Raw genomic sequence first — 18,604 nt, forward strand, 5'->3', positions numbered from 1 at the left:
GGTAAATTAATAATTCACCCTAAACCACGAAGTTTTGAAAAAATTCAACATCTACTCAACAGCCCTCGGGGCTACTTTGCTTCTTCTTTTACTGATACTCTTTACCATATTCACCGGTGGGCTGTCGCAGGCTGGTTCACTCATTATAGCGTTTTTTACATTACTTGCTTTCGGCTTCAGTGGCCACGAGCAGCTGAGAGGCTATGTGTTTACCACTATGATCTTTGCCGGTGTAACCATAGCCTTGTATTACCCAGAGTATTTTCTGGTAATAGAAGGTTTCAAACTCACCAACCTGATCATACCGCTGATCCAGATTATCATGTTCGGTATGGGCACTTCTATGAGTCTCGGCGATTTTGGTTCCATTTTTAAGTCCCCGAAAGGTGTGGTAGTTGGTGTAAGTGCGCAATTGTTGATCATGCCTTTAATTGGCTTCACGCTGGCCAAGCTCAGCAACTTTCCTCCTGAAATTGCCGCCGGAATAGTGCTCATTGGGTGCTCACCCAGCGGAGTAGCGTCTAATGTGATGGCCTACCTTGCGAAGGCTAACCTGGCACTTTCCATTACCATTACATCCATCGCAACGCTGCTGGCACCATTTACAACGCCACTGATGATGAAGTTGCTTGCCGGTGAGTTTATCGAAATTGAGGTGCTTGCGATGATGTGGAGCATTGTGAAGATGATCATTCTTCCGATAGGAGCCGGCCTGCTTTCTAACAAATTGTTGGGTGACAAAACTAAATGGATGGACAAATTAATGCCGTTGCTTTCCATGCTGGCGATTGGGGTCATCATTGTGATTATTACAGCGGCAGGCCGGGATAGCCTTCTCGATATCGGTGGAATATTGATGGTGCTTGTACTTATTCACAATTTATTTGGGTATACGCTTGGGTATTTTTATGCAAAGCTGCTAAAGCTCAACGAACAGGACTCAAGAACAATAGCCATAGAAGTGGGGATGCAGAATGGCGGCCTGGCCTCAGGCATAGCCAATACGCTTGGGAAAATTGGCACCATGGGACTGGCACCGGCGGTATTTGGCCCACTCATGAACATCACGGGCTCTATACTGGCTTCCTATTGGCACAAAAGAGCCCCAAAGGGATATGAGGAACCAGAGCAGATCCCAGCAAATAATTAACTGATAACATCTTGAAAAAGAATTGACCATGAAAAAAGTAGTAACCTTTGGTGAGATCATGTTGCGCCTTGGAACCCCTGGAGTTTTAAGGCTCTCGCAGACAACAAGTTTTGATGTAGTTTATGGCGGAGGTGAGTCAAACGTGGCCGTATCACTTGCCAATTATGGGATTCCGGTAGACTTTGTTACCCGGCTGCCGAAAAATGACCTCGGTGAGTGTGCGTTAATGGAGATGCGCAAAAGAGGCGTTGGAACAGATAAAATTATTTTTGGCGGAGACCGACTCGGCATATACTTTCTGGAAACCGGTGCGGTGAGCAGAGGCAGTAAAGTGGTTTACGACCGGGCTCATTCTGCGATAGCGGAAATAAAAAAGGGCATGGTTGATTGGGAGAGTGTATTTTCGGGTGCCCGGTGGTTTCACTGGACTGGCATCACACCGGCGATATCACAAGGTGCAGCTGATGCTTGCCTGGAGGCTGTGCAAACAGCCCGCAAAATGGGCCTTACAATCTCGACGGACCTGAATTATAGGGCAAAGCTTTGGAAGTATGGAGTTGAACCTGAGGAAATCATGACAGAGCTAACCTCTTATTGCGACATCATTTTAGGCAACGAAGAGGACGCCGAAAAACACTTCGGCATCAAGCCAGACGGCCTGGACATCACCAAGCAAGGAGAGCACGTAAAGGCCGAAGCATTTCTATCGGTTTGCCAGCAAATGATGAAGAAATTTCCGAATGCTAAGAAAGTAATCACCACGCTAAGAGGCTCCATTTCTGCGTCACACAATACCTGGGCAGGTGTGCTCTATGATGGAACGACCATGTTCAAATCCCCTGAATATCAAATTACGCATATCGTGGATAGGGTAGGTGGAGGAGACTCCTTTATGGGAGGCCTTATTTATGGTTTGCTCACTTATCCAGACGATGATCAGCATGCACTCAATTTTGCTGTGGCCGCCTCTTGCCTCAAGCATACGATTGTAGGAGATGCTAACCTGGCAACGCTTGAGGAGGTGAAGAAGTTGATGGCGGGAGATGCCTCAGGCAGAGTAGCAAGGTAACGCCCAAAGCAAAGTGGGGGAATCACATGTCAGTCGCATGATTCCCCTTTTTTTAACCAGTGATCATAAGACTGTGTTAGAACAACAAGCAAACAGGACTGGGAGCCTCTATCTCACTAACAAACTCCAGCTTGCCGCTCTTCTTGTCACGCTTAAACGAAATGATATTATTAGATTTTTGATTAGCCACAAGCAAGTAGTCGCCGCCGGGGGATAGCGTAAAATTTCTGGGCCAGTCGCCCCGCACACCCTCATGCCCCACAAGTGTCAGGCTGCCGTTCGATGAATTGACCTGATAAACCGCTATGCTGTTGTGCCCCCTGTTGGAGGCATAAAGGAACTTTCCGTCGTCGGAAATATGTATGTCGGCGCAACTGCTGGTTTCTTCATATCCGGTGGGCAGTGTACTAATGGAGCCTGCAATTTCGTAGTGCCCCACATTGTTTTTCTTTATTTGAGTTACTGTAGACGATAGTTCATTGACTACATATACCCAGCTACCTTTGGGATGGAAAGCCATGTGTCGTGGACCAGCTCCCGGAGCCATCGCCAGTTTGTAAGGCGCCGTTGGAACCAATTTTTCATTGTCTTTATCCAGGGTCGAAAACCAGAGTTCGTTGGTGCCCAAGTCGACTGAGATGATTGTGTTTCCCTTTGGTTCGAACCAAACAGAATGCGCATGCGGCCCCTTTTGCCTTGCGTGAGATCCTTCGCCCTCGTGTTGCAGTACGTGCAATGGGCCATCTAGCATGCCTGAGGAACCTAACCGTAGCAGCCCTACATTCCCGCTGCTATAGTTGGCCGCAAACACATAACCAGATTTGTCGATTGTTACAAAGCAAGGCGAAGCTCCTCCTGATGGCTTTTTGTCGATAAGAGACAAAGCCTCGCCATTTATCTCAAACGACGTAATGGTGCCACCGCCACCGGCATCATCTCTGTTTTCGTTGGCCGCCAACAGGTACTTGCCATCGGGGCTTTTTGCGAGAAATGACGGGTTTTCCGACTCAGCGGCTAGCCCGAAGCTCTTCAGCTTGCCGTCAGGTTGAAGCCGGTATCGATAGATGCCCTTGCTTTCTCCACGGGTATAAGTGCCTACGTAGAAAGAGATTCCGTTCGCTATAGGCTGTCGTTCTGCTATTTCTGTAGACGACAACGTCATTAATTGAGTAAAGAGCAGAACTGCTGCACCTGTTGAAGCTTTGATGATCATAGAATCTGGATATAAAATTTGAGACCTACTTTTGTCGTTTACAGTAGATTTTCTTTAAAGAAAGCTGTAGTCCGCTCCCAGGCCAACTCAGCTGCTTCTTTGTCATATCTCGGTGTGGTATCGTTATGAAATCCATGATTCACATCAGGGTAAATGTAGGCTTTGTACGGCTTTCCGTTCGCCTTAAGCGCAGCTTCGTAAGCGGGCCAGCCTTCATTTACTCTCGTGTCCAGACCGGCATAGTGCAACATCAGTGGTGCCTTGATGTTTGGAACCAAGTCGATAGGGGGCTGTCCGCCATAAAAAGGAACCGCTGCTGACAAACCAGGAACTTTTACTGCCATCAGATTTGAAATACTTCCTCCGAAGCAAAAGCCTACCACCCCTATTTTACCTGTACACTGCGGACTTGCAGTCAGGTAGTCATAGGCAGCGATGAAGTCTTCCAGCATTTCATCACGGTCTCTTTTGCTTTGCAAGGCACGACCGTCGTCGTCATTTCCAGGATAGCCCCCAAGTGGTGTGAGGGCATCAGGCGCTATCGAAACAAAGCCAGCCAGAGCAGCCCTTCTCCCTACGTCTTCAATGTGTGGATTCAGCCCTCTGTTTTCGTGTACGACCACGATGCCAGGCAACTTGCCATTGGCGTTGGCAGGTCGGCTTAGCAATGCCTTTATCTTACCTCCCCCCTTCGGAGATTGATAGGTGATATACTCGGACACCAGTCGGGAGTCATTTTGAGGTATCTGAACCTTGCTTTTGTAATCCGGCATCAGGAAGCTCATCAGAGACATCACCGTTACGCCACCAATCGCATAGGTAGATAGTTTGTTCAGAAACTGTCGTCTGTCAATTCGGCTATGTGCGTAGTCGTCATAAAGGTCAAATACCTCCTGGCTAATATCTTCTTTTTTGAGTTCTTTCATTAGCATAGTATTGATGAGTAGGTAGAAAAATGGTAAGGCATTGCCTCCGATTATTTACCGTTTTTGAGATATCCATCAAGTGAGATTTTTCCCGGGCCAGTAAAAAACAATGCCAGAAAAGCGAAGGCAAACAGTATTACTTTTTCCTGTTGGCTAAATTCCTGACTGAAGTGAACGGTGAAGAAGGCCGTTGCTACCGTGATAAAGGGCGGGATCAACGCTGTTCTTGTAAATAGGCCCGCCATCACTAATATGGCACAGATTACCTCAGCGAATACTGCGAAACTCAGTGTGAAGGCTGGGCCAAAGCCGAAAGGGTCGGCAAACTTAATTTCGTCCGGACCGAATAGCCGCATCATTTTGCCCCAGCCATGCCCGTACATGAGGGAGAAGCCGAAGGCAAGCCGCAACACAAGCAATCCATAGTCATGAAAACGAGAGGGTAGTTCAAAGCGAAGCAGGTTCATAGTTTTTAGAGTTTTGGTGAGTTACAGATTTTTTAATATCAAAGACGATGTTGCCCTTTAATTATAAGTACCCTTCAGACGGCTTCGGTACACGCCTGGTGAAACTTTTTTACTGCTTTCATCGACTGGAGGCGCTGTTTTAGCTTCCGACGCAAGGGAAGGGCATTTTTTAAGTCAACAGCCAGCGTCACTGCAAGCCAGTCTTTTTCATGTAAAACTTTGCTGTATTCGCATTTTCTTGCCACAATGCCACTGGGTACGTCCAGTATTCTTCCTCTTCGCCATAAAGAGAAATGTGTTGCTCACCCCAGCCATATTCAAACGGAACAATTTCGCCACTGCCAGGCAGCTCCACCCAACCGAGCACAAAGGCATGTGTGAATCCGCTGGAGCCGTTTGTGAAGTGCTTTGCTTTTTGAATCCCCAGAGAGGTACCGATCGGTAGCGTGTCCATAGCTTCGCTGCCTTCAAAAAGGCCCTGATCTATCTCGATTAGTAAATAGGGGTGCTCATTTACAAAGGCATCAAGGTTTCTGACAATGACTGCCGCACGTTTCAAAACAACAGTTGTGCCTACTATTTCGCTATAAGGCTCAAATGTTGAAACATCTGTCACCTTAGTGCTGAGAACGTAATAAAGTAAGCTGCCAAATGTCAGTATCGCTGCCAGCGCAAAGCTGAACAATAAGGCCAAGCGTTTGTTCATCCCAATTGCTGCCGATTGGTTAATGCTTGTGCCCCAAATAGTGCGCTTTGAGAATGTCTTCACCAAAATCGCCGCCTTTTTCTCTCCAGATGGCATGGATATGGTTGCCGTCGTTGTCGAAGCCTACGTTGTCGTATTCGATCATAAAGTCGGGCCCGTTGATGATATAGTAGTGAGGGTTTCTTGCCTCATAGCTTCCTATCCAGGCAAAATAGATGTTGTCGACTCCAGACTTCAGCAGCTTGTCATAGGCCCGCTTCGCACCCTCATGTTCCAGGTTGTCGACATACTCTTTGATCAGCCATTCCAGCAGCCCTTTTTGCTCCTTGTTCATGTCAGCGGCTTTTATGCCGTAGTAGTCGTCAATTCTTTTCGGCCCGCTAGGGCTGGTGATAATGTCTCCCGGTACTTTCTGGCTCAATGTCGCCACTTTCTTTTGCTGCTCAGTCAATGCGTTGATCAGCAGAAAGCCATAGTCCTCTTCTTTGCTCAATACCCTGAGTCCGGCAAATTTTGTAATGCGCACCTCAGCGGGGTCGGTTCCGATAAATAGGGGGGTGAGCGAGTATTTACCATCCGCCATCGACAGGCTGATGGCTATGTGATGACCACCCAAATTAAGCCCCCAGGGTTCTTTCACATCGGGTGTGCCCCACAGAGAAATATAGTAATTCCCGTATTCCCAATCGAGTTTCTTGATTTGCGCCAGCCCCTCCTTAGAAATTTTCCCTCTGCTGAAAGTGGAGTCGTATACCATATTCAGGATATCGTCCAGCTTCATGATGCTGGTAACCTTCAGGTAGCCCTGTGAGCTAAACAAAGTCGTGAGCACCCTGTGAAACTGGATCATGCTTTCTTCTGAAAGGTCACCGTAACGCTTACCAGGCCTTGGCACAAGGCCAACGGGCAGGTTCGTCCACTTTTCCCGGCCCGGGTCGTCGAAAGGTAAACTAATTTGCTGGAGCTCTTCTGCGCTAAGTGTTTTCAGGAAGTTTTTGGTAACACCTACAATTTCGTCAGCCGTTTGGCCGAATAGTGAGGCTGATGCAATGGTAAAAAGGGCAAGGAAGGTGAGAACAGGTTTCATTGAGGGTGTTTAGGTAGTGAGTAAAAGCCCGCTCAATATAGCGCAATAAAAATTAATGCCAATCTGGTTGATCACTCATACTCGTGAACCAAACTGGCATGAATAATGCGTGTAGCTTCCTGGTATTACCAACTTTTTAGACTTATGAAAACTCATTTTTTAACAATGCTACTTGGTGCGTTGTGCACCGGATGCGTGAGCACAGGTGTGCTTTTTCAGGATGGAAAAACGGCAGGGAAGAAGGAACTTGAAGGAGCTATCGGTATTTCTTACAACGTGGTGCCTTCTTACACACCAGATACTGTCTCGCAAACTGTCGCCCTGAACCCCTTCAAAGTGCCTGCGCCATGGATCAATATCCAGGCGCAGTATGGTCTGGCTGAACGACTGGATGTGGGTGGATCGTTTGGGTTTGGGCTTTTTAGTGTGGGACTCCACGGCTTCGCCAAGTATGCCCTTTTACCCAACGACGGTGTTTTTCATGTATCACTTTATGGAGGTGGGGGCTTTGCGGCCTCTACCGACAAGGTGGAAAATGGCACCGCTACATTTGCCCAGCTTGTGGGCGGCATTCCCTTTAGCTTTGACGTTACTGAAACAAATACCCTTGTCATTCAACCGTTGTACAGCCACGATTTCTACAAGGTGAAAATTTCAGGCGACACAGTATATGATGATCGATTCGATGCACACCTTATTCATTTGGGATTTGGTGTGATTAGAAAAAACCTCGACAAAGAGAGAGCGGTGTTTTACAACGTCACTATGAATTATTCGCCCGTCAATAAACGGGCTTATCCTACTTTTGGGGTGGCAATCAGGCCGTAAACGGATGACGGATGGACATCACCTAGTTTGAGGCCTTTTTCTTTTGTTGAGTGAGCTTTAAATCCAAATGGCTAAAACAGGCACGGCCGTTGTTGTTGCCGCCAAAGACACCGGATACACTTGATCGGTAGCGAGACTGAGGTCTTAAGGCACCCCCCAACAACCAGACAACATTGCTTTCCTTTTTGGAACAAATCAAGCAACCTTTTTATAAAAGCACATTCACTATTCTTTGCCACTGGAGTGGTGTGAAGTCGGTTTCAAAACACGAAGGAGAGTGCTGTGAGGCGAAATTGACTCAAAATTGAGAGAAGATGACTCAAAATTGATAATAGAAACCGACGGTTTTCAGGATTTTTGGAAGTGTGATTACTGGTGACAGAATCAGACGATGTATTGAGTACAGCAGCTATGGAGCTAGTGTTGAGTAACCTTCGATACCTATGATCCAACAAGTACTAAGTCCTTGCAAAAGCTCCCGCCTGCCTCGTGTGCCGAGCCTCTTGTTGTTCTTGTCTTTCAGGCGGGCGTTTATTTTCACGATCTCACAGCTGGCCATTGCTGTTGCTGCTTATTCACAGGAGGTTGTCATCACCCAGCTCGCCCTACAGCCTGATGGCAATGTGGTGCTCAAGTACAATCTGAACGACGATCGACTGGATCGTAAATTTTCCCTTTACCTGTACGCCTCCACCGACAATTACATCCAGCCGCTGACGAATGTGAGTGGTGATGTGGGAGTGGATCTTGCGGTGGGTGGCAACAAAACCATTATCTGGAATGCCAAAGAAGAGCTGGGAGACACCTTTGCAGGGGATGTGAGCCTCGAGTTAAAAGGCAATATCTATGTACCCTTCATTGCTCTTGATAACTTCGACGACTATAAAGTGCTGAAGCGTGGCAAGCCCTATGAAGTCACCTGGACGGGCGGACGGGGCGACAATGTGCTCCTTTTTGAACTCTACGAAGAGGATAGCAAGATCAAAGTATTCGAAGAGCGCCCCAATGTGGGGAATACTACCATTATCATTCCCAAGGATGTGAAAAGTGGTAACTACCGCTTCAAGATCAGTGATAGCAGGAACAGGGATGAGGTGGTATTCACTAAAGACTTTAGGGTAAAAGCCAAAGTCCCAATGGTAGTCAAGGCTGGTTTAGGTTTGGCACTGCTTGGCGGCGTGGGATATATCGTTTCGCTGGGTGGGGCTGGGGCGCCAGAGGAAAAAATTGGAGATCCGATATCTCCACCAAGTAAATGAAGAAAGGAATGAATAAAGTGAAAGTCTTTTTTATTGCTGCGCTTTTCTTGGACGGCCTTGCACAAAACCTTTCCGCTCAAACTACTTATTTTTCTTGGGAAAGTGGAGCTCAGTCAGGAAATCAAAAACCAATCGTGTTCTATCCACCACCTGGAAGTAGGTATTCACCTGTTTCCTGGTCTGACGACGATGGTAATTTATGGTTGTTTGGTGGGTGGGGGTATGATAAAAATGGTGTCAATCTTTGGCTGAATGATTTCTGGAAATACGAATTCGCAAGTGACAAATGGTCTTTTGTAGGAGGTAGCGAGATCAACTATGCTGCAGGCGTTTATGGTACGAAGGGAGTGCCCGCTTCGTCCAACTTTCCAGGTGCCCGACAAGATGCTTTAACATGGAAAGATACAGATGGAAATTTTTGGCTATTTGGGGGAAGGGGTGTCACAAGTCAAACAGGCATATCAGCTCAATTGAATGACCTTTGGAAATTCGATCCCACAACTGGCGAGTGGACGTGGGTTAGTGGGCGGGACTATGCCGGGCAGCCCGGTCAAGCGGGCATTTATGGTACGCTGCAAGTAAGTGATGACACTAACGAGCCTGGTGCCAGGTTTGGTGCTGCATTTTGGGAAGGAACATCTGATTTATGGATGTTCGGCGGCACGGGCATTGACAAGACGGGCTCCTTTGGGAAATTGAATGACCTATGGAAATTTGATCTGACTTCGGGACAATGGACATGGATGGGTGGGAGCGATATAGTCGAACAACCAGGAAACTATGGAACGAAAGGAGCTGGCAATACTGCTAACATCCCCGGAGCCAGACAACAGCCATTTTTTTGGACTGATGCCAGTGGCAATTTCTGGTTATTTGGAGGGCAAGGCTTTGACAAACTAAGTACCGACGACGACCTTCAAGATTTATGGATGTATGAAGTCTCGTCAAAAAAGTGGACTTGGGTGTCTGGAGCCGATATTGGGAATGGGGCAGGTGTTTATGATACGAAAGGCGTTGGTAACGAGAGTAATCTGCCTGGTGCCAGGTCAAGTGGTAATTCGTGGATCGACAGTGCAGGCGATCTTTGGTTATTTGGGGGCCTTGGTAATAAAGAAAATGGAGCGAGGGCTTTCCTTAACGATTTGTGGAAATACGAGGTGGGGACTGGGCTATGGGTATGGGTGAGGGGCAACCCGCTGGGTAGTTTAGAAGCATTTTACGGAACAAAAGGTGAAGGAACAGCCACCACAACACCAGGCCCCAGGCAATGGTCAGCTTCGTGGGTTGATGAGAGTGATCAATTGTGGTTATTTGGTGGGATAGGATATACCGTTGGATTTGAGTTCGGTTCATTGAATGATCTCTGGAAATACGATATTTCCTCCGACCAATGGGTTTGGATAAGTGGTACCGACTTATTGGATCAATCGGGGGTATACAGTTTTTACGAAATTGAACTGGATACGAATGAACCAGGTGGCAGAGAGAATGCAAGTTCATGGGCTGACGGCGCTGGCAATCTGTGGATTTTTGGCGGAGTTTGCGACCAGCGTGACGAGGTAACAAACAGGGGAACTTTGAATGATTTGTGGAGATATGATATTGCCACCAGAAAATGGTCGATCATGACCGGGGAAGTTGTTATCAATCAGGCGGGTGTGTACGGTGCCAAGGGTGTTGGATCGGTAAATAATAGCCCGGGATCAAGAGCGGGAGGGCATACCTGGAACGACGGAGATGGCAATTTATGGCTTTTTGGAGGCGTAGAAAAGGAAGGGTTTCAGGGTTATTTTAATGACCTTTGGAAATATGAGATAGCCACAGGTGAGTGGACGTGGGTCAATGGAAGCAACACTAAGAATCAGCCTGGGATTTACGGCACCAAAGGCATGGCAGCCGAGTCCAATGTTCCGGGAGCCAGGGAGTTTGCTATAACGTGGTTTGAAAATGGCGACTTGTGGCTTTTTGGAGGGCGTGGCTTTGATAAAAATGGTACTTCAAACATGCTAAATGACCTCTGGAAGTACGAAATATTGACTGGGCAGTGGACATGGATGAGTGGAAACGATATTGTCAATCAGTCGGGCGTTTACGGAACAAAGGGAACAGGGTCTGTTAACAACTTTCCCGGGGGACATTGGCATTCCACGGGATGGAATGACCAGAATGGTAATCTGTGGTTGTTTGGCGGATATGGCTATGATAAAAATGGTGCTATTTCCGATTTGAATGACCTTTGGAGGTATGAAATCGGAAACGGCAAATGGACTTGGGTAGCAGGAAGTGATATAATCAATCAGCCGGGAGTTTATGGTGAGTTGGAAATAGGAACTTCAGCCAATACACCTGGTTCCAGGTATAATGCTGTTAGTTGGACAGACGTCGCCAATGACTTATGGTTATTTGGAGGCAGAGGAAATGATACAAACACCGCTTCTGATGGGTATTTGAATGATTTTTGGAAGTTTGACATTGGTGAAAATGTCTGGATTTGGATGGCGGGTAGTAATGCCAGGAACAAAGAGCCAAATTATGGAAGTCTTGGGGTTTCGTCGGTCGATAACATTCCGGATTCGAGAACAGGGTCGACTGCAGTATCGGACGAAAATAACAACCTTTGGCTTTTTGGCGGTCGACGAAATTATGGTGCAACTTTAAGCAACTGGGGTGAACATAAGGGTGATTTATGGAAGATCTCATTTTCCCCTTTGCCCACAGAGATAATTGGTATTAGCAATGTCACGCAATCATCATTTACCCTTTCATGGGCGGGTGTTGATGGCCTTTATCCGGCAAATGACTATCAGATTGATGTAGCAACGGATGTTGAGTTCACAGAAATGGTATCTGGGTATGAGTCCCTTTCTACGACAAATACCAGCATCGATTTGAGCAACCTTCCCTCGGGGGTAACATATTTTGTTAGAGTGCGTGCCAGCAATGCTGTTGGTGTGTCCAAAAATTCCGGTGTTGGGTCGCAACTCCTTATTCCTGCTAATCCACTTGCATCAGGCGCATCAAATACTGGAAAAACGTCCTTTACTGCCAATTGGAATGCTGTCACAGGTGCTTCCAGTTATTTTCTGGAGGCTTCCACCAATAGCGATATGTCATCTCCTTTGACCGGTTACGATGGCACCGTGGCGATTGCTTCTTCCAACATCAGCGAGGTGCTCACAGGCTTGTCATCCGGCACGACTTACTACTATCGGGTGAAAGCCGGAAATGCAGCAGGTACCTCATCGGTGTCGAATACCATCTCACAATTGACCCTGCCAGCCGACGCAGTTGCAACAGCTGCCACTTCAGTAGGCCAGACTGGCTTTACAGCCAACTGGGAGAGTGTGACCGGAGCAGCCAATTACTTTTTGGAAGTTTCCACCAATAGCGATATGTCATCGCCAATAACAGGTTACGATGGTACCATAGCCATTGCTTTTCCCGCTACAAGCCAGGCATTAACTGACCTGGCATCAGGCACGACTTATTACTACAGAGTAACGGCTAAAAACGCAACAGGCGCTTCTGCTGCCTCTAATATTATGTTTCAAATCACCATTCCCGCCAATCCGGTGGCGACAGCTGCTACCGGCACTACTCAAACATCTTTTTCTGCCAACTGGGAGGCAGTCACAGGCGCATCCAGTTATTACCTGGAGTTGTCCACCAATGAAGATCTTTCGTCGCCTTTGTCTGGATACGACGGCACTGTGGCGATTGCCTCTTCCAATACTATCAAGGCGCTGACCGGCTTGTCATCTGGTGCTACCTATTACTATCGGGTAAAAGCCGGAAATGCGGCCGGCACCTCTGCTCCGTCCAATATCATCTCACAATTGACCTTGCCGACCGATCCGGTTGTGGGTGCGACTACAACGGTCACAAACGATGCTTTTACTATCAACTGGTCGGCGGTTGCAGGTGCCACAGGCTACCACGTTCAGTTATCCACTGATGATTTTACATCCTTCATTGGCGGAGTCGACGGGAGTATAGCATTGACTGGGACAAGTCTGACGGCCAGTGGCCTGCTACCAGCTACCGCTTACAAATACAGGGTACAGGCCGTCAATGCCACTGGTAGCTCTAACTACTCTGCCCCCGGTAGTCAAACCACCAAAACAGTGAGTCCTGTTGCCTCAGGTGCGACAAACGTTACACAATCGGGATTTACTGCCAATTGGTCGACTGTACCAGGTGTAGTTAATTATTACCTCGAGGTGTCGCCAAATGCCGACTTCTCGTCGCCAGTGGTAAGTTTCGATGGCACGGTAGCTCTTGCACCCGACTTGTCTTCTGTAAGTGTGACAGGATTAATGGCTGGAATAGCCTATTTCTATCGAGTCATTTCAGAAAATACCGGAGGTAGATCAGTACCCTCTAATACCGTATCTCAAATTACCATTCCTGCCAACCCTGTGGCATTTGACACAGCTGAGGAAGACATTACGGCTACCAGTGTCAAAGCAAATTGGAATGCCGTTGCAGGGGTGCTAACTTATGAACTGGAGTTTTCTCTTGACAACTTTGCGACCCTGGTCGAAGAATTCGATCCTTTGGTTGTAGAGTCTGCAACGACCAGTGTTATTGTTTCTGGCTTGTTGGCTCAAACGTCTTACCAGTTCAGGGTGCGGGCACGAAATAGTGCCGGAGTTTCCGGAAACTCCAATGCAGTCTCGGTGTTAACGTTGAATGATGCCGCATCATTACCGCTTGCCTTGTCAGCCTTAAGCTTCTCATCAAAACAAGACAATTCGGCTTCCCAAACACTCAGCATTTCGGTCACAGGAGGCACAGCACCCTATGTTGTAACGGCGAGCCATCGGGGATTGCTTCAAAGTGAAAATACATTAGAAACGCTGTCGGAAATAACACCTGGTAATTACTCCTTCACCATCAGTCCTGAAATGCTCGACGACATGGGTGTGCAGTTTGAAATTACGGCCACTGATGCCAAAGGCGATACGCAGTCGAGAGCAGGAAGTATTGCCCGTTCCTTTGGTGAGGCAGCCAGCCCTGCACTTCCCTTGGAGCGTTTCGGAGGCTCCGCACTGACCTGGAACTTATTCACCATTCCTTATGAGCTTGATAACAAGCTTGTGAGTAATATTTTTGCCGATCTTGACCAAAACAGACATGAGTTCGATTGGAGAATTGTGCGATACCGTAACTCGACCAACGACTATGTGAATTTTAATACTGGCCAGGTGAAAGTGGGGGAGGCGTATTGGTTCAATTCCAAAACAAATGTACGCATTAACGTAGGAGCCGGCCAAACTACAGCTTCAATACCGTTTCCCATGACGCTACTGAAAGGCTGGAACCTGATCGGCAATCCATACACTGTAGCGATCTCCTGGGATCAGGTGCTGGCAGATAATCCAGACAAAACTGGGATTGACCCTATCCGGCTTTTTAATGGTACGGCCCTGTTCATTGGAGATGTTGTTCAGCCATTTTCTGGCGGCTTTGTCTTCGCCGAAGAAGCCACTTCGGTGGACATCGACCCCATCGCCTCCAAGCCTAATGGCAGAATGCTGGCTGGAGACGGCATGATCGAAAGTATAGATATCGACGAGATGGCCTGGCTCTTCCCGCTACAATTAAGCGATGGCCAAACCGCCACAGTGCTGGGCGGCGTGGGCATGCACCCAGATGCGCTGGAGATGAAAGACCGATTTGATGGCATGGCACCGCCCCGCTTTATTCATTACAGCGAGCTGTTTACCGAGCACAAAGACTATTTCTATCCTTACTTCTCCACCGACGTGGTCCCCACCAAAGGCGACCACACCTGGAGCTTTACACTGTCATCCAATAAAGTAGCAGGACCATCTAATTTGACCTGGGACATGGGGGCTTTGCACGGCAAAGCCTCCGGTCTCTACCTGCTCGACCAGCAAAGTGGCAAGCTGGTGGACATGAAAACCACAGATAGCCACACGGTAGACCTCAGCAAGGGCGATTTCAAGTTTGAAATCTACTTTGCAGGCAGCGGCAATCAGGTCATACCCAACCGGCTGTTGCTGGGCGATGCGTATCCGAACCCGGCCAGCACGCAAACGACCATTCCCATACTGCTGCCAGGTGACGCTAATGAGCTGGTTGACATCGATTTGTCGGTGTTTGATATGAATGGGAACAAAGTGGCCACTCTTGCCAGCGGCAAACACCGGCCAGGAGTGTATGAGTTTACCTGGGATATTAGCACGGCCCAAAAGCGGGCTGTGAGTGGGCTGTTCTTCTACCGGCTGAGCTTTGGCGACAACAGCAGAGTGCCTTTGTACAAAAAAATAATCCTCCGATAATGAAAACCAAAACTCTCATTTCCCTGACGTTATTGCTGGTTGCTTATTGCCAGCTGGCGGCACAGGTAGTGGTTGACCGCACCAACAAAGTAGCACTGGATTTTACCAAGCCGATCAAGGCCACGGTGTTGCCGGAAATCAATTGGGTGTTGCCACGTTTGGAGTATACCAATAGCGAGGCAAATAAGGTAGATATCAAAGCCAATGTAAGTAGTAAGGTGCCTTTGAAAAAGGTGACACTGTCGGTGCTTACTTCGCTGGATGAGGAGCCCATGGCTTCCGTGGATGTACCTTTGATTAGCCCGACGTCTGCCGAGTTTGAGAAGAGCATGTACCTGGGTGATGGCCAGAACTATGTGAGGATCACTGCGGAAAATGTGGATGGAGGCATTGTGTCGGACGACCGGTCGGTTATTGTGGGCATGGATGCACTGAAAGACGCCATTGCCATTGACAGAAAAGACTACGCAGTGCTGTTTGCTACAGATAAGTATGACAACTGGAGCGACCTCACCAACCCAATTTATGATGCAAAAGCGATAGGGAAGGAGCTGGAAGAGCGGTATGGTTTTGAGGTAAGGATTGTTGAGAACGCCAGCCAGGACCTGGTTTTCAATACGTTGAGAGAATATGCCCAGAAGAGCTACAAACCGCAGGATCAGCTTTTCGTGTTTTTCGCAGGGCACGGACAGTACGACGAAACCTTCGGAGAAGGCTTTGTGGTAGCTCGTAACTCTATAGCGAACGACCCAGGCAAGAATAGCTATATCAGCCACAGCCGACTCAGAAATATTATTGACAATGTGAAGTGTCAGCACATTATGCTGGTAATGGATGTGTGCTTTGGAGGTACTTTCGATCCGGTGCTGGCCTCATCAAGAAGTATTTACGAGGAAATGGACAACTCTGAATTCATCGTCAAAAAGTTGTCGCTGAGAACAAGGAAGTACCTCACCAGTGGGAGCAAGGAGTATGTGTCCGACGGCACACCCGGCAGTCACTCACCTTTTGCTGTAAGGATGCTCGAGGCGCTGAAGACCAGCGGCGGAGGAGACAGGTTGCTGACCATTACCGAAGTAAATGTGTACATGCAGAAGCTACAGACCACACCAAGGTTTGGCTCCTTTGGCGCTGACGACCAGGGCAGCGAGTTTATGTTTATCGCCAGGTGAACAACATGCTGATGATGGTTGCTGATAATAAGCAGCACGCTGTTTAACGGATAATGTAGCAGAACTATTTTTTTGGTGTGCGGCTAACAAGCGGGGCCGCTTTGGGGAAATACCAACTGCTATTTTTTTTGCCTTAGCACCTTTTTTTTCCGCACCCCACCTCTCTTTGCCAGCCTCATGCAAATGTCATAATCCCGACTGACAAAGGTCAGGGCATCAGGGATTTGTGGGGAGTACCTTAGCATCACTGACCACCAAAAAAGAGTAAGTCATGAAAAATCTTCTCATACTCGGCGCAGGATCCGCAGGTACAATGATGGCTAATCACCTCTCAAAGAAAATGTCTTTAAAGAGTTGGAGCATCACAATTGTGGACCAATTCGATAAACATTATTACCAACCTGGTTTCTTGTTTCTTCCTTTCGATGTCTACAAGGAAGAGGATGTGTACAGAGAAAGAACAGACTATTTGCCAAACAATATTAATTATGTTCAAAAGGCTATAGATATTATTAAGCCCGAAATAAATCAGGTTGTATTGGCCGACGGGACTATCCTCAAATATGACTTACTGATCATTGCAACCGGGTCACAAATTGCCCCAGGTGAAGTAGAAGGGATGCAGGGCAGCGAATGGCATAAGTCTGTGTTCGACTTTTATACCTTCGAAGGGTCTCGCAACTTACGTGACAAACTACGTGACTGGAAGGGTGGGGATATGGTCATCCATATTACAGAAATGCCCATTAAATGCCCGGTGGCACCCCTTGAGTTTGCCTTCCTTGCCGATTGGTATTTCCACGAAAAGGGGATGAGAGACAAGGTGAACATTTACTATGTGACACCGCTCGACGGTGCTTTTACTAAGCCTGTAGCTTCTTCAAAACTAGGACACTTGCTCAAAGAGAAAGGCATAAACATCGTGCCTGATTTCGCTATAGCGAAATTAGACAATGAAAATAAAAAGATTGTTTCCTGGGACGAAAAAGAAGTATCCTTCGATCTTCTGGTAACCATCCCTACCAACATGGGCGACGAAGTGATTGCCAGGTCTGGCATGGGTGATGATCTCAATTTTGTACCAACAAACAAACACACGCTACAGTCCAGCAATTTTGAAAATGTGTTTGTGATTGGCGACGCTACCAATGTGCCGGCGTCAAAGGCGGGTTCTGTGGCTCACTTTGAGGCTGAGATTCTTACCGAGAACATCATGAGGTACATAAAAGGCGAGCCCCTGAAAGAAGACTTTGATGGTCATGCCAATTGTTTTGTCGAAACTGGTTACGGCAAAGCCATGCTTATCGACTTTAACTATACGACCCAGCCAGTACCAGGAAACTTCCCATTTCCGGGAGTTGGACCAATGAAACTTCTGAAGGAGAACAAAGTCAACCACTGGGGTAAATTAGGGTTCCGGTGGATTTACTGGAACATGCTGATGAAAGGCCATAGTATTCCTTTCATTACGGCTCAGATGCAAAAAGCGGGAAAAGAGCTGGAGGAAGAAAAATTAGAAACTGTGTAATTGTCATAAAACCAAAAAGATCATGGAAGCTGTAATTGCAAACCGTCCCGTAGAGGTGAATGAACAAGGTTACTTGTTAGATATGAACCAGTGGGACAAGGAAATAGCACGTGGGATTGCTCTTGAAGAGGGCATTGAACTGACTGACCGCCATTTTGAAGTACTCAATTATTTGAGGGAGGAACAAGAGAGTGGCACAGCGTTATCTATCCGCAGGGTTGGCAAATCAGGAGTAGTAGATATCAAAGAGTTCTATGCTCTGTTTCCGGAAGGCCCACTCAAGAAAGCCTCTCGCATAGCCGGTATTCCTAAGCCAGCAAGTTGTATTTAGTCACTTAAAAATCTGAACCATGGAAACTGTAGAAGCACCCGTAAAAGCCCCGGCAAAAAAAGAAAAGAAGCTGAGGAAGATAATGATCATTAATTCAAAGGCAACTATCGACTCTGTGTATGCTGCCCTAATCCTGGCCAACGGCGCAAGGATGGAAGGTATTGAGTCCGAAATTTTCTGCACATTCTTTGGGCTGGAAATGTTGCAAAAAGATAAAATGGATCATTTGCATGTGGCCACCGTGGGCAACCCTGGGTTGCACATACCTACCATGATAGGTGGCCTGCCTGGTATGGAAACACTGGCCAGTACAATGATGCGGAAAGAAATGGACAAGCTGGACATTCCTCCGGTTAGCGAATTTCTCGAAATCTATAAGGCTTCTGGAGGAAAGGTTTTTGCCTGTAAATTGGCCATGGAAATGTTCCACCTGGAGAAAAAGGATCTTTGGGATGATTTGGATGAGGTGTTAACTGTTGGCGATTTTTACAATCGAGCCGACGAAGAGGGCACGCAGATTATTTTCGTTTAACAAGCAAACCCAAACCATCTGATGAGAG

Annotated in this window: 14 protein-coding genes; 9 read left to right on the forward strand and 5 right to left on the reverse strand. The window is 47.4% G+C overall.

Going from position 1 to position 18,604, the window contains the following annotated elements; genetic code table 11:
- Positions 1-34 precede the first annotated feature (34 nt).
- Both RT717_RS07310 and RT717_RS07315 read left to right on the forward strand, forming a co-directional pair.
- A complete protein-coding gene (locus RT717_RS07310; RefSeq protein WP_317491084.1) occupies positions 35-1,150 on the forward strand; it encodes a bile acid:sodium symporter family protein in 1,116 nt (371 codons plus the stop codon).
- Positions 1,151-1,178: 28 nt separating this feature from the next.
- Positions 1,179-2,219: a sugar kinase gene (locus RT717_RS07315; RefSeq protein ID WP_317491085.1), complete on the forward strand. Its 1,041-nt coding sequence runs from the start codon at positions 1,179-1,181 to the stop codon at positions 2,217-2,219.
- Positions 2,220-2,295: 76 nt separating this feature from the next.
- Here RT717_RS07315 and RT717_RS07320 read toward each other — a convergent pair whose 3' ends face one another.
- The 5 genes from RT717_RS07320 to RT717_RS07340 all read right to left on the reverse strand — a co-directional run bounded on the left by RT717_RS07320 (position 2,296) and on the right by RT717_RS07340 (position 6,618).
- The gene (locus RT717_RS07320; RefSeq protein ID WP_317491086.1) at positions 2,296-3,432 is read right to left on the reverse strand and encodes a lactonase family protein; all 1,137 of its coding nucleotides are present in this window, start codon (positions 3,430-3,432) and stop codon (positions 2,296-2,298) included.
- Positions 3,433-3,470: 38 nt separating this feature from the next.
- Positions 3,471-4,358 (reverse strand): dienelactone hydrolase family protein, encoded by an 888-nt coding sequence (locus RT717_RS07325; RefSeq protein ID WP_317491087.1) that lies wholly within the window; start codon positions 4,356-4,358, stop codon positions 3,471-3,473.
- Positions 4,359-4,408: 50 nt separating this feature from the next.
- A complete protein-coding gene (locus tag RT717_RS07330) occupies positions 4,409-4,825 on the reverse strand; it encodes a DoxX family protein (RefSeq protein ID WP_317491088.1) in 417 nt (138 codons plus the stop codon).
- Between the two features lie 187 nt (positions 4,826-5,012).
- The gene (locus RT717_RS07335) at positions 5,013-5,531 is read right to left on the reverse strand and encodes a hypothetical protein (RefSeq protein ID WP_317491089.1); all 519 of its coding nucleotides are present in this window, start codon (positions 5,529-5,531) and stop codon (positions 5,013-5,015) included.
- Between the two features lie 19 nt (positions 5,532-5,550).
- On the reverse strand, positions 5,551-6,618 hold the full coding sequence (locus RT717_RS07340) for a DUF3500 domain-containing protein (protein ID WP_317491090.1): 1,068 nt from the start codon (positions 6,616-6,618) through the stop codon (positions 5,551-5,553).
- Positions 6,619-6,762: 144 nt separating this feature from the next.
- On the opposite strand from RT717_RS07340, the gene RT717_RS07345 reads away from it, so the two are divergent.
- From RT717_RS07345 to RT717_RS07375, 7 genes are all read left to right on the forward strand, one after another.
- Positions 6,763-7,446, forward strand: a complete 684-nt coding sequence (locus RT717_RS07345) for a hypothetical protein (RefSeq protein WP_317491091.1) — start codon at positions 6,763-6,765, stop codon at positions 7,444-7,446.
- 443 nt (positions 7,447-7,889) lie between these two features.
- Positions 7,890-8,705 (forward strand): hypothetical protein, encoded by an 816-nt coding sequence (locus RT717_RS07350; protein ID WP_317491092.1) that lies wholly within the window; start codon positions 7,890-7,892, stop codon positions 8,703-8,705.
- Positions 8,706-8,713: 8 nt separating this feature from the next.
- The gene (locus tag RT717_RS07355) at positions 8,714-15,013 is read left to right on the forward strand and encodes a fibronectin type III domain-containing protein (RefSeq protein ID WP_317491093.1); all 6,300 of its coding nucleotides are present in this window, start codon (positions 8,714-8,716) and stop codon (positions 15,011-15,013) included.
- A complete protein-coding gene (locus RT717_RS07360; protein WP_317491094.1) occupies positions 15,013-16,185 on the forward strand; it encodes a caspase family protein in 1,173 nt (390 codons plus the stop codon). The genes RT717_RS07355 and RT717_RS07360 overlap by 1 nt, the downstream gene beginning before the upstream one ends.
- Positions 16,186-16,456: 271 nt before the next feature.
- Positions 16,457-17,713: a type III sulfide quinone reductase, selenoprotein subtype gene (gene sqr, locus RT717_RS07365; RefSeq protein WP_317491095.1), complete on the forward strand. Its 1,257-nt coding sequence runs from the start codon at positions 16,457-16,459 to the stop codon at positions 17,711-17,713.
- A gap of 22 nt (positions 17,714-17,735) precedes the next feature.
- Positions 17,736-18,044, forward strand: a complete 309-nt coding sequence (locus RT717_RS07370; RefSeq protein WP_317491096.1) for a TusE/DsrC/DsvC family sulfur relay protein — start codon at positions 17,736-17,738, stop codon at positions 18,042-18,044.
- Positions 18,045-18,063: 19 nt separating this feature from the next.
- Complete coding sequence (locus tag RT717_RS07375; RefSeq protein ID WP_317491097.1) at positions 18,064-18,576, forward strand: DsrE/DsrF/DrsH-like family protein; 513 nt, start codon at positions 18,064-18,066, stop codon at positions 18,574-18,576.
- Positions 18,577-18,604: the final 28 nt, after the last annotated feature.

Source organism: Imperialibacter roseus (assembly GCF_032999765.1).
GTDB lineage: Bacteria > Bacteroidota > Bacteroidia > Cytophagales > Cyclobacteriaceae > Imperialibacter > Imperialibacter roseus.